Annotated in this window: 12 protein-coding genes; 6 read left to right on the top strand and 6 right to left on the bottom strand. The window is 65.1% G+C overall.

The window, feature by feature from the left end; genetic code table 11:
• Positions 1-216 precede the first annotated feature (216 nt).
• The 5 genes from IC50_RS17095 to IC50_RS17075 form a co-directional block, all read right to left on the bottom strand.
• Positions 217-1,659: a homospermidine synthase gene (locus IC50_RS17095; protein WP_035707045.1), complete on the bottom strand. Its 1,443-nt coding sequence runs from the start codon at positions 1,657-1,659 to the stop codon at positions 217-219.
• Between the two features lie 86 nt (positions 1,660-1,745).
• Positions 1,746-2,135, bottom strand: coding sequence for a RidA family protein (locus tag IC50_RS17090; protein WP_035707048.1), 390 nt, complete (start codon positions 2,133-2,135; stop codon positions 1,746-1,748).
• 142 nt (positions 2,136-2,277) lie between these two features.
• Entirely contained in the window at positions 2,278-2,865 is a 588-nt protein-coding gene (locus IC50_RS17085) for a GNAT family N-acetyltransferase (RefSeq protein WP_035707042.1), read from the bottom strand.
• A 132-nt stretch (positions 2,866-2,997) separates the two neighbouring features.
• A complete protein-coding gene (locus IC50_RS17080; RefSeq protein ID WP_035707040.1) occupies positions 2,998-4,140 on the bottom strand; it encodes a type III PLP-dependent enzyme in 1,143 nt (380 codons plus the stop codon).
• A gap of 688 nt (positions 4,141-4,828) precedes the next feature.
• On the bottom strand, positions 4,829-5,083 hold the full coding sequence (locus IC50_RS17075; protein ID WP_035707037.1) for a hypothetical protein: 255 nt from the start codon (positions 5,081-5,083) through the stop codon (positions 4,829-4,831).
• Positions 5,084-5,219: 136 nt separating this feature from the next.
• On the opposite strand from IC50_RS17075, the gene IC50_RS17070 reads away from it, so the two are divergent.
• From IC50_RS17070 to IC50_RS17060, 3 genes are read left to right on the top strand one after another with little or no spacing between them, the layout of a single operon-like run.
• Entirely contained in the window at positions 5,220-7,301 is a 2,082-nt protein-coding gene (locus tag IC50_RS17070; protein WP_035707035.1) for a M3 family metallopeptidase, read from the top strand.
• Positions 7,301-7,939 (top strand): DUF1007 family protein, encoded by a 639-nt coding sequence (locus IC50_RS17065; RefSeq protein ID WP_035707032.1) that lies wholly within the window; start codon positions 7,301-7,303, stop codon positions 7,937-7,939. The genes IC50_RS17070 and IC50_RS17065 overlap by 1 nt, the downstream gene beginning before the upstream one ends.
• Positions 7,936-9,063, top strand: a complete 1,128-nt coding sequence (locus tag IC50_RS17060; RefSeq protein WP_193374126.1) for a nickel/cobalt transporter — start codon at positions 7,936-7,938, stop codon at positions 9,061-9,063. Before IC50_RS17065 ends, IC50_RS17060 begins: the two co-directional genes overlap by 4 nt.
• Before the next feature lie 76 nt (positions 9,064-9,139).
• On the opposite strand, the gene IC50_RS17055 is transcribed toward IC50_RS17060, so the two are convergent.
• The gene (locus tag IC50_RS17055; RefSeq protein WP_035707026.1) at positions 9,140-9,538 is read right to left on the bottom strand and encodes an MAPEG family protein; all 399 of its coding nucleotides are present in this window, start codon (positions 9,536-9,538) and stop codon (positions 9,140-9,142) included.
• A gap of 81 nt (positions 9,539-9,619) precedes the next feature.
• On the opposite strand from IC50_RS17055, the gene hemH reads away from it, so the two are divergent.
• The 3 genes from hemH to IC50_RS17040 form a co-directional block, all read left to right on the top strand.
• Entirely contained in the window at positions 9,620-10,657 is a 1,038-nt protein-coding gene (gene hemH, locus IC50_RS17050; RefSeq protein WP_035707022.1) for a ferrochelatase, read from the top strand.
• A gap of 10 nt (positions 10,658-10,667) precedes the next feature.
• Positions 10,668-11,642: an ABC transporter substrate-binding protein gene (locus tag IC50_RS17045; RefSeq protein WP_035707019.1), complete on the top strand. Its 975-nt coding sequence runs from the start codon at positions 10,668-10,670 to the stop codon at positions 11,640-11,642.
• A gap of 241 nt (positions 11,643-11,883) precedes the next feature.
• Positions 11,884-12,799: SPFH domain-containing protein (locus IC50_RS17040; protein WP_035707015.1), on the top strand; the 916-nt coding region annotated here is incomplete at its 3' end.

The following is a 12,799-nucleotide window of genomic DNA, read 5'->3' as shown; positions in this document are numbered from 1 at the left end:
GCGCTGCCGGCGGCGCCAGCCGAGAAGATCGCGCCGCCGATCGAGAGGAAGTAGCTGGCGGCCGCGCTTCTGGCCGCGCACTCGGTGTCATCCCCCGCGCAGGCGGGGGATCCAGTATTCCAGAGACGGAGCGTGGATACGGATAAGCCGCGGCGTACTGGATGCCCCGCCTGCGCCGGGCATGACGGCGGTGGATGAGGCGAGACGTGTCGCCCTTTACCGCACCAGAATATTTCGGAACTGCCAGGGATCGCTGGTGTCGATATCCTCCGGAAACAGTCCCGGACGATCGGTCAGCGGCGTCCAGTCGGTGTAGAAGCCCTTCACGGGGCCGAGATAGGGCATCTGGATTTCGAGTAGGCGATCGAAGTCCATCTCGTCGGCTTCGACGATGCCTTCGTTCGGGTTTTCCAGCGCCCACACCATGCCGCCGAGCACGGCGGAGGTCACTTGCAGGCCCGTGGCGTTCTGATAGGGCGCGAGCTTGCGGGTCTCTTCTATGGAGAGCTGCGAGCCGTACCAGTAGGCGTTCTTGTCATGGCCGAACAGCAGCACGCCGAGCTCGTCGATGCCATCGACGATCTCGTTCTCGTCGAGAATGTGGTGCTTCTCCTGCATCTTCCCGGCGCGGCCGAACATTTCATGCAGCGACAGCACGGCATCGTCAGCCGGATGGTAGGCGTAGTGGCAGGTCGGCCGGTAGATCGCCTTGCCCGATGCGTCGCGCACCGTGAAGTAGTCGGCGATCGAGATCGACTCGTTATGAGTGACGAGGAAGCCATATTGCGCCCCGCGGGTCGGGCACCAGGTGCGCACGCGCGTGTTGGCGCCGGGCTGCATCAGATAGATGGCGGCGCCGCAGCCGGCTTCGTGGGTCCGTGCATTCTCGGGCATCCATTTTTCATGGGTGCCCCAACCGAGTTCGGAGGGCTGCACGCCTTCCGACAGGAAACCTTCCACCGACCAGGTGTTGACGAAGACGTCAGGCTCTTTCGGCTTCCTGGAGCGCTGGGTGTCGCGTTCGGCGATGTGGATGCCCTTGATGCCGGCTTGCCGCATCAAATCCGCCCATTCGGCCCTGGTCTTCGGCCTGGGGGCGTTGAGCTTCAGGTCGGCGGCGACATTGAGCAGCGCCTGCTTGACGAAGAAGGAGACCATGCCGGGATTGGCGCCGCAGCAGGAGACGGCCGTCGTCGAGCCCTTGGGCCGCGCTTTCTTGGCGGCGAGCGTCACTTCGCGGAGCGCGTAGTTGGAGCGCGCCTCCGGGCCCTTCGACGCATCGAAATAGAAGCCGAGCCAGGGCTCGTTGACGGTGTCGATATAGAGAGCGCCGAGCTCGTTGCAGAGCTCCATGATGTCAGTCGAGCCGGTGTCGACCGAGAGATTGACGCAAAAACCCTGACCGCCGCCTTCAGTGAGCAGCGGGGTCAGCACCTCGCGGTAATTGTCCCTGGTCAGGCCCTTCTGGATGAACCTGACATCGTGCTTCTCGCAAAGCGCCCTGCGACCCTCGTCCTTGGGATCGAGCACCGTGATGCGCGACTTGTCGTAGTCGAGATGCCGCTCGATCAACGGCAATGTGCCTTTGCCGATGGAGCCGAAGCCGACCATGACGATGGGGCCAGTGATCTTCGCGTAGATCTGCGAGGCGGGGCTCATGGGATGGTTTCTCCGGAACGTGCTGGCGGACAAAGGGTGATGGGTGGATCAGGCGCTGCGGCGCTTGTCAGATGCTGCGGCGCTTTTTAGACGCCGCGGCGCTTGGCGGTGACTTCGATCTCGACCTTCATCTCGGGCTTGGCGAGAGCGGTGACGACCAGCAACGTCGCGGCCGGCCTGATGTCACCGAGAACCTCGCCGCAGACGGCAAAGTGGGCATCGATGGTGCCGGCATCGGTGACGTAGTAGGTCGCACGGACGATATCGGCCATCTCGAATCCGCCCTCTTGCAGGGCGGCTTCGATGGTCTTGAAGCAGTTGCGTGACTGGCTCGTGACATCGGCCGGCATCGTCATCGTGGTGTAGTCATAGCCGGTGGTTCCCGCGACGAAGGCGAACTCGCCGTCGATCACGGCGCGGCTGTAGCCGACGGTCTTTTCGAGGGGAGAGCCGGTGGAGATCAGGCGACGGGACATGGTCATGGGCCTCGACGGAAGGGACGTTTCGCGGGGTTAAAGGGCGTTTCTTGCGGCTGCGCAACCCCAAAGGAAGCCAGCGCAGGCGCGTTTGGGCGCCGCCGCTCAGTGCGGCTTCGCTCTTCGCTATGAAGGCGATCTCCTAGGCCGCGTGCGCCACAGGTGCGCGAACCGCCCTCCGTCTGGGCAGGGCGGCGCCAGTCGGGACGATCATCCCTTCGGAGCCATCGAGCGCGCCATCGGTGAATTCGACCGCCAGCAGGCGGTCACGCTCGAACGGGCCGGGCAGCGAGAGCTCGCCGGTCTTCTCCGCCGAGAAGCCGAAGCGGGCGTAATAAGGCGCGTCGCCGAGCAGGATCACGGCGGCATGCCCGCGCGCCCGGGCGGCGGCCAGCGCTTGATGCATCAGCGCGGCGCCGATCCCGAGCTCGCGGCAGGCAGGGTCGACCGCCAGCGGTCCGAGGACCAGAGCGGGCCTGCCTCCGGCGCTGACGTGCCACAGCCGCACGGTTCCCACGAGCTTGCCCTCGCGCACGGCGGCCAGCGCGAGGCCGGCGGCAGGTGCGCGTCCGTCGCGCAGGCGCTGGCAGGTGCGGCCATGGCGGTTCTCGCCAAAGCAGGCATCCAGCAGCGCTTCACGCATCGCGACGTCGGCAGCACGCTCCGCGCGGATCGCGAACGGAGCGGCTTTCGAATTGAGGGTGACTTGTGGCTTCCGAAAAGCAGTCATGGCGCGTCAGTCCCCGCTTGGATGGACGCGCCGGAAGGCACGTCCGTTCAAGACGTCGTCAAAATTGGGATGTCTGGAAGGGAGCCGGCAGGCCGGCTCCCGGGTTCGTCAGGCCTCAGAAGCAGGAGGCGATCAGATGTGATACGTCTTCAGCGGCGGGATGCCGTTGAACGCCACCGACGAGTAGGTCGACGTATAGGCCCCGGTACCTTCGATCAGCACCTTGTCGCCGATCTCGAGCGTGACGGGAAGCGGATACGGGGCCTTCTCGTACAGCACGTCGGCGCTGTCGCACGTCGGACCCGCGAGCACGCACGGCGTCATGTCCGCGCCGTCGTGACGGGTGCGGATGGCGTAGCGGATCGACTCGTCCATGGTTTCGGCGAGACCGCCGAACTTGCCGATGTCGAGATAGACCCAGCGCACCTCGTCCTCGTCGCTCTTCTTCGAGATGAGCACGACCTCGGATTCGATAATGCCGGCGTTGCCCACCATGCCGCGGCCCGGCTCGATGATGGTCTCCGGGATCTGGTTGCCGAAGTGCTTGCGCAGCGCGCGGAAGATCGAGCGGCCGTAGGTCACGACCGGCGGCACGTCCTTCAGGTACTTGGTCGGAAAGCCGCCGCCCATGTTGACCATGGACAGGTTGATGCCGCGCTCGGCGCAGTCGCGGAACACCTGCGAGGCCATTGCCAGCGCACGGTCCCACGCCTTCACCTTGCGCTGCTGCGAGCCGACATGGAAGGAGATGCCGTACGGCTCCAGGCGAAGGCGCTTGGCGAGGTCGAGCACCTCGACCGCCATCTCCGGGTCGCAGCCGAACTTGCGCGACAGCGGCCACTCGGCGCCGGCGCAGTCATAGAGGATGCGGCAGAACACCTTGGCGCCGGGGGCGGCACGGGCGACCTTCTCGACCTCGGCGGCGCAGTCGACCGCGAACAGCCGAATGCCGAGCGCGAAGGCGCGCGCGATGTCGCGCTCCTTCTTGATCGTGTTGCCGAAGGAGATGCGGTCGGGCGTCGCACCAGCAGCCAGCGCCATCTCGATCTCGGCGACGGTCGCGGTGTCGAAGCAGGAGCCCATGGAGGCGAGCAGGGCCAGCACTTCCGGCGCCGGGTTCGCCTTGACGGCATAGAACACGCGGCTGTCGGGCAGTGCCTTGGCGAAGCTCTGGTAATTGTCGCGCACGACCTCGAGGTCGACGACGAGGCACGGCTCGGTGTCGAGGCCATCCTTGCGGCGGTTGCGCAGGAATTCCTGGATTCGTTCGGTCATAGCACTCTCCAAAGCGGCCCCAGCGACGGAGCTCGTTCAAAGTGGTTCTCGGACGAGGGTGCAATGGCGCTGCCGCACGATGGAGACGCGACAGGGCCAAGAACCCTAGACCGAATTGTGCTGCCGTGGATTGGTTGGGAATTTTCCCGCCCGCACACCTGGCAATGAAGGACAAGCCTTTTCAGTAGCCCGCGCCGGCGTTGGACTGCCGGTAGAGACCAAAAAAGCCCGATCCGTCGTTGCTTTAAGTCGCGTCCCCCGTTGAGAGCGGGGTGCGCCGGTTCGCCTCCGGCTGCCAGTCACGGTTGCAAGGAGCAAAGTCACCTTCGACATGGCACCTCTTTGAGAGAGATGCTGGGCGCTTCGGGTTTGCTCCGTCGTCTGACCTACATGTCTTGCGACCTTCGGTCTTCCGACTTCTGCACTTCCGAAGAGCCCCTCGGCTTCTTCACCCCTTGGCGGCTGTCCGGCCTCTTGTCCGGATACCTACCGACTGACACACGACCACAGGCACGTGCGAAATTGGGCAAGAGCGCACATAAGCGTTTTGACTCTGCTTCGCAAGAATTTTTTTAGGCTGAGAGCGGAATTGCCTAACATCCGCTTGCGCAGTGTTGCGCGAGCGACGCGGAAGATGAACGCGCGTTAAGCTTTTCCATGCAGCGCGCGCGTCCGTCGCGCGCGAGCTTCAGCCGCGCTTCGTGAACGGCTCGACGCGCTGCGCTCCGCGGATGAACGCGGTCATCACGAGCACGCCGAGTGCGAACAGCACGGCCTGGAGGATGTGGGCGCCCTGGTCGCCGAGCCCGAACAGGATCGCGAGCGCCCAGCCTCCGGCAAACGCGGCGCCGAACACCTCCGCGCCGATCAGGATGGCGGCGCTGATGACGGTGATGACGCTCGGCCAGACGATCTGACGGGAAGACGAGGAAGACGCGTTCATGAGCTCAGGGTCCGTGGTCTGCGAGGGCCGCAATCTCCCCGAAAAGCCGGCCGGGAGCAAGGGCAAACGGCCCAAAAAAGCCCCATCGCGTGCTATAGCTGGCCGCAACAATCGAGCCACGAATTCGGGACTTGTGATGTCAGAAACCCGCCAAAATACGGAAGCCGAGGCCAACCCGCTGCTGAAAGCCTGGGTGACGCCGTTCGCGACCCCGCCCTTCGACGAGATCAAGCCGGAGCACTTCCTGCCCGCCTTCGAGCAGGCTTTCGCGGATCATTCCGCCGAGATCGCGGCGATCACCAACGATCCGGCGGCGCCCGACTTCGCCAACACCGTCACGGCGCTGGAGCGCTCGGGCAAGCTGCTGAGCAAGGTCGCGGCGGTCTTCTACGACCTCGTTTCGGCGCATTCCAATCCGGCCATCCTGGAGATCGACAAGGAGGTCTCCTTGCGGATGGCGCGGCACTGGAATCCGATCATGATGAACGCCGTGCTGTTCGGCCGCATCGCCCAGCTGCACGAGAACCGCGCCAATCTCGGGCTCACTCCCGAGCAGCTTCGCCTGCTGGAGCGCACCTACACCCGCTTCCACCGCTCCGGCGCCGGTCTCTCCGAGGATGCCAAGGCGCGGATGGCCGAGATCAACGAGCGGCTCGCCCAGCTCGGCACCAGCTTCAGCCACCATCTGCTCGGAGACGAGCAGGATTGGGTCATGGAGTTGGGGGAGGCCGACTGCCAGGGCCTGCCGGAGAGCTTTGTCGCCGGCGCCAAGGCCGCGGCAGAAGAGCGCGGCATGGAAGGCAAGGCCATCGTCACGCTGTCGCGCTCCTCGGTCGAACAGTTCCTGAAGAGCTCGGCCCGGCGCGACCTGCGCGAGAAGGTCTACAAGGCCTTCATCGCGCGCGGCGACAACGGCAACGCCAATGACAATAACGGAACCATTGTCGAGATCCTGAAGCTGCGCGAGGAGAGCGCCAAGCTTTTGGGCTACCCGACTTTCGCCGCCTACCGGCTCGAGGACTCCATGGCCAGGACGCCCGAAGCGGTGCGGGGCCTTTTGGAGCGGGTCTGGAAGCCGGCGCGGGCACGCGCGCTCGCCGACCGCGACGAGATGCAGGCGCTAATCACGGCCGAGGGCGGCAATTTCAAGCTCGCGCCCTGGGACTGGCGCTTCTATGCAGAGAAGCTGCGCCTTGAGCGGGCCAATTTCGACGACGCTGCGATCAAGCCCTATCTCTCGCTCGACCACATGATTGCTGCCGCCTTCGACTGCGCCACGCGCCTGTTCGGCATCGCTTTCGAGGAGCGCAAGGACGTTCCAGTCTGGCACCCGGACGTCAGGGTCTGGGAGGTGAAGGGGCCGGACGGCAAGCATAAGGCGCTGTTCTATGGCGACTACTTCGCCCGCCCGTCGAAGCGCTCCGGCGCCTGGATGACTTCGCTGCGCGACCAGCAGAAGCTCGACGGCGACGTTGCGCCGCTCGTTCTCAACATCTGCAATTTTGCCAAGGGCGCCGGCGGCGAGCCTTCTCTGCTGTCGCCCGACGATGCCCGCACCCTGTTCCACGAGTTCGGCCACGGCCTGCACGGCATGCTCTCCAACGTGACCTATCCCTCGCTGTCGGGCACCTCGGTGTTCACCGACTTCGTCGAGCTGCCCTCGCAGCTCTACGAGCACTGGCAGGAGCGGCCCGAGGTGCTGCAGAAGTTCGCCCGCCACTACCAGACCGGCGAGCCGCTGCCGGACGAGCTGCTCCAGCGCTTCCTTTCAGCGCGGAAATTCAACCAGGGCTTTGCCACGGTCGAGTTCGTCTCCTCGGCCCTGATCGACCTCGAATTCCACACCCAGCCGGCCGCGGCCGCGCAGGACGTCCGCGCCTTCGAGAGACGCGAACTGGAGAAGATCGGCATGCCCGAGGAGATCGCGCTGCGTCACCGGCCCACGCAGTTCGGCCATATCTTCACCGGCGATCACTATGCCGCGGGCTATTACAGCTACATGTGGTCGGAGGTGATGGACGCCGACGCCTTCGGCGCATTCGAGGAGGCCGGCGACATTTTCGATCCCGCCGTCGCCAAGCGCCTGCACGACGACATCTATTCGAGCGGCGGATCGGTCGATCCCGAAGCTGCCTACGGGGCCTTCCGCGGCCGCCCGCCCGAGCCCGACGCGCTGCTGCGCCGTCGCGGCCTGCTCGACGACGCCAAGGCGGCCTGATGGGCATGCGCACTCCGTTCGGATGGCTGTTCGTCGCCGCGATGACGCTCGCAGGGGGGGCGGCGAGCGCGCATCCGCATGTCTGGATCACCGCGACCAGCGAACTTCTTTACGCCGCTGACGGAACCATTACCGGCGTGCGCCATGCATGGACCTTCGACGACATGTTCTCGGCCTATGCGGTGCAGGGGCTCGAGAGCAAGACCAAGGGCGCCTATACGCGCGAGGAGCTGACGCCGCTGGCGCAGACCAATGTCGAGTCGCTGAAGGAATATGCCTACTTCACCTTCGCGCGAGCCGACGGCAAGAAGGAGCGATTCCAGGAGCCGGTCGACTACTTCCTCGACTACAAGGACACGGTGCTGACCCTGCATTTCACGCTGCCGCTGAAGACCCCGGTCAAGCCCAGGCAACTGGTGCTCGAAGTGTTCGACCGCTCCTTCTTCATCGACTTCCAGATGGCCAAGGACAACCCGGTCAAGCTGGTCGGCGCGCCCGCGGGCTGCCAGATGAAGCTGGAGCGGCCGAGCGACGGCACCGCGAGCGCGCAGAAGCTCAACGAGCAGACCTTCCTGAACGGCGAGAACTCGAATTTCGGCATGATGTTCGCCAACAAGATCACGGTGGATTGCCCTTGAAGCCGCAACTCTCTCCGCTCGCGCGTGGGCTGCTGGCCTGCACCGCCGTTCTGCTGGTCGTGGCCGTGGCCGATGCCGCGCTCCATGATCTGCTCGCGCAAAATCCGTTCGGCGCGCCGCGCCCCCAGCAGGCGGCCCAGCCTGAGGCCGGCGGCGTCATCGGCTGGCTGCTGGCAAAACAGTCGGAATTCTATCGGCAGATGTCGGCGACCATCCGGGCCGCGAAGTCGGACGGATCGGCGGTGTGGACGCTGCTGTTCATCGCGTTTGCCTATGGCATCTTTCACGCCGCCGGTCCCGGCCACGGCAAGGCGGTGATCGCCTCCTACCTGGTCGCCAACCGCGAGACGGCGCGCCGCGGCATTGCGCTGTCGTTCGCCTCCGCGCTGATGCAGTCGCTGGTGGCGGTCCTGATCGTCGGCATCTCGGCCTGGGTGCTGAATGCGACGGCGAAAACCATGTGCAGGGCGGAAGGGGTGATCGAGATCGCGAGCTACGCCCTGATCGCGCTGTTCGGGCTGCGCCTGGTCTGGATCAAGGGCGGCTCCTTCATCCGTGCGCTTCAGGCCGCCCAGCCGGTGCCGGCGATGGCGGGCGTGCCGCACCATCACGACCACGATCATCCCCATCATCGTGATGCGCGTGATCATCGCGACCACGATCACCATGATCACAATCACACCCAAACCCACGCTCACGCCGATCACCACCACGAGCACGCTCACGTTCATGACGAGCATTGCGGTCATTCCCACGGCCCCACCCCCGGCGAACTCGCCGGCCCCGGCGGCTGGCGGCGCGGGTTCGCTGCGATCCTGACCGTCGGCATCCGCCCGTGCTCGGGTGCGATCCTGGTCCTGGTGTTCGCACTGGCCCAGGGCCTGTTCTGGGCCGGCGTCGCCGCTACCTTCCTGATGGGTCTCGGCACCGCCATCACGGTCGCGGCCATCGCGATCGTCGCCGTCTCCGCCAAGGACATCGCTGCCCGCCTCAGCGCCGGGCGCGACGGTGGCGGTGCTCTCTTCATGCGCGGCATCGAATTCGGCGCCGCCGGCCTCGTGCTTCTGTTCGGCGTCGGCCTCTTGTTCGGCTACATCGCCGCCGAACGGACGACGTGCTTTTGAGCAAGCCTCTCGTGCCCCGGCTCTGTGGAGCAGCGCATAAGTGCTGCACAGCGTTCGGGACACGGCAGCCAGAGCCTCACACCGGCAGAAACCTCTTCAAGGCCGGCATGAAGAAGATCCCGAGATTGATCGCAAAGCCGATGCTCCAGAGGATCGAGCGCAGGGTCGGGCGGTTGCCGAGATAGGTCAGCACATAGGCGAGGCGCACGATCAGGAACAGCGCCGCGAGCTCGTCGATCAGGCGCTGTGGCGAGTCCCGGAATTCCGCGAGCAGCACCGCGAAGGCGAAGAACGGAAAGGTCTCGATGCCGTTCTGGTGCGCGCCGAGAGCGCGTTGCGAGAGGGCGTCCGCATAGAAAGCGGGGTCGCGCGGCCGGGAATTGTCGAAGCGGCGAAACCTGATCCATTTGACCGAGGCGATCGTTGCCAGATACAGCAGCAGCGCTCCGAATACACACCATTCCGCGAGTGTCATCTTGCCTCCACCGCCTGGTGCGACCCTAGCGAACCCCGGCTCATCTTGACAAGTTCGGACCAACGCGCGACCCAGAGAGCCATGACCAGTGTCGTCCCCGTCGAGGCCGCGAGACCGGCCACCCAGTCCGCCTTGCCGCGCGTTGGGGTGCTCCTGATCAATCTCGGAACGCCTGACACCGCCGATGCGCCGGGCGTGCGGGTCTACCTCAAGGAATTCCTCAGTGACGCGCGCGTCATCGAGGACCAGGGCCTGATCTGGAAGCTGGTGCTCAACGGGATCATCCTGCGCCGCCGTCCCCGCACCAAGGCGTTGGACTACCAGAAGATCTGGAACACCGAACGGAACGAGTCGCCACTGAAAACCATCACGCGCTCGCAAAGCGACAAGCTTGCCGCCGCCTTGTCGGACCGCGACCACGTCGTGGTCGATTGGGCGATGCGCTACGGCAATCCCTCGATCCGATCGGGCATCGACGCGCTGATCGCGAAGGGGTGCGAGCGCATCCTGGCCGTGCCGCTCTATCCGCAATATTCCGCCTCGACCTCGGCGACCGTCTGCGACGAAGTGTTCCGCGTGCTGGCCCGCCTGCGCAACCAGCCGACGCTGCGGGTGACGCCGCCTTATTACGAGGACGCGGCCTATATCGAGGCGCTCGCGACCTCGATTGAGGCGCATCTGGCGACGCTGTCCTTCAAACCGGAGTTGATCGTCGCATCCTTCCACGGCATGCCGAAATCCTATGTCGAGAAGGGCGATCCCTATCAGCAGCACTGTATTGCCACGACGGAGGCGCTGCGTCGCCGGCTCGGCATGGACGAGACCAAGCTGCTGCTCACCTTCCAGTCGCGCTTCGGCAATGACGAGTGGCTCCAGCCCTACACCGACAAGACCATGGAGCGGCTCGCCAAGGAAGGCGTGCGCCGCATCGCGGTGGTGACGCCGGGCTTTGCCGCCGATTGCCTGGAGACGCTGGAGGAGATCGCGCAGGAGAACGCCGAGATCTTCAAGCATAGTGGCGGCGAGCAGTTTTCCGCGATCCCCTGCCTCAACGACAGCGGACCTGGCATGGACGTGATCCGGACCCTGGTGCTGCGCGAGCTTCAGGGCTGGATCTGATGGGCGCCCGATGAATCGCCGCGGGTGCCTGGCGCTTCTTGGGATGACCGCGGCGCTGCCCGCCGCGGTGCTGGGGCAGCAGCCGAACGCGGCGCGGCTCGGCGTGCTCTCGGTCACTGCCGCCGATGACGCGATCGGACAGGCCCGCAGCACGATCCTGGTCGAGGCGCTCGCCGGCCAGGGCTGGAAGGAGCGGGCCAATCTCACGATCGACTGGCGCAGCGGCGGCGGCGACCGCGCGCGTATCGCGCAGCTTGCGGATGAGTTGATCGCACTCAAGCCTGACATCCTGCTCGCGGTCGGTACGCCTTCGGTGGAGGAGTTGCGCCGGCGCACCACGACGATCCCGATCGTGTTCGCCGTCGTCACCGATCCCGTCAGCCAGGGATTTGTCGAAAATCTCGCGCATCCCGGCGGCAACATCACCGGCTTCACCGACTATGACGGTCCGCTCGCCGGCAAATGGCTGGAGATGCTGACCCAGGTCACGCCGCCCGTCCGCCGCGTGCTCGTCGTCTACAATCCCGCCACCGCGCCGTTCGCGCCCCTGATGCTGCGCACGATCGAGGATGCCGCGCGCACCCTTCATGTGATGGTCGAGCCGGCGCCGGTCCATGACGCTGCCTCGATCGGGGCGCTGGCTTCGCGGAAAGACGGCGCCATCCTGGTCCTGCCGGACTTCTTCACCATGGCCAACCGCGCGCATCTGCTGGCGGCGATCGCCGAGGCGCGCGTGCCCGCGGTATTCTGGAGCCGGACCTTCGTCGATGAGGGCGGGCTGATGTCCTACAGCACCGACAGCGCCGAGCAGCTCCGGCGTGCGGCGGACTACATCGACCGCATTCTGAAGGGCGCGCACGCAGCCGACCTCCCGGTCCAGAACCCCACCAAGTTCGAGCTGACGATCAACCTGAAGGCGGCCAAAGAGCTTGGCATCACGCTTTCCGCGGGTCTGCTCGCAATCGCGAACGACGTCATCGAATGAAACCGCCTACAAATGATGGCATGGCCGGATCCAGTTAGCATTTGTCGGTAGGCCTGCGCCGCTTGGTTTCAAGAGCCTTGAGCAGATACATATCCTGAGCATTTCCTCTTCGCGCGTCTTGTGCAGAATCGCACCCATACCGACGTGAATTGCGACCGCTGAACCGGTAGGATCGTGATCCCGACCAATGACAGCGCCGGAAAGGTCTTTTTCCGGCTTCTTTTCCCGCCCTGGAGGAAAAATGAGCGGCTTCGACATCTTCGCGATCGTTCTGGTATTGCTCGTCATCGTCACGCTGGTGGCCGGCGTAAAGACGGTGCCGCAGGGCCATGACTGGACCATCGAGCGGTTCGGCAAATACACCCAGACGCTCAGCCCCGGGCTCAATCTGATCGTGCCCTATTTCGATCGCGTCGGACGCAAGATCAACATGATGGAGCAGGTGATCGACATTCCCGAGCAGGAGGTGATCACCAAGGACAACGCCACCGTGACGGTGGACGGCGTCGCCTTCTACCAGGTGTTCGATGCGGCGAAGGCGAGCTACGAGGTCGCCAACCTGACCCAGGCGATTACGGTCCTCACCATGACCAATATCCGCTCGGTGATGGGCTCGATGGACCTCGACCAGGTGCTGTCGCATCGCGACGAGATCAATGAACGTCTCTTGCGCGTCGTCGACGCGGCGGTTTCGCCATGGGGCGTCAAGGTCAACCGCATCGAGATCAAGGACATCGTGCCGCCAGCCGACCTCGTCGAAGCCATGGGCCGGCAGATGAAGGCCGAGCGCGTCAAGCGCGCCGACATTTTGGCCGCCGAAGGCCAGCGCCAGTCGGAGATCCTGCGCGCCGAGGGCGCCAAGCAGGGCCAGATCCTTCAGGCCGAAGGTCGCCGCGAAGCCGCCTTCCGCGACGCCGAGGCGCGCGAACGTCTGGCCGAAGCCGAAGCCAAGGCGACGCAGGCGGTGTCGGAAGCCATTTCGAAGGGCGACGTCGCCGCGTTGAACTATTTTATTGCCGACAAATATATCAAGGCGTTCGGCCAGTTCGCGGATGCGCCGAACCAGAAGATCATCATGTTGCCGGTGGAAGCGGTGAGCATGCTGGGCTCGCTTGCCGGCATCGGCGAGATCGCCAAGGCCACGTTCGGCGAGAGCG

The sequence above is a fragment of the Bradyrhizobium genomosp. I (2014) genome, assembly GCF_000261685.1.
In the GTDB taxonomy this organism is placed as follows: domain Bacteria; phylum Pseudomonadota; class Alphaproteobacteria; order Rhizobiales; family Xanthobacteraceae; genus Bradyrhizobium.
The sequence above is the reverse complement of the archived record's forward strand: the minus strand, read 5'-3'. Positions and strand labels throughout refer to the sequence as shown.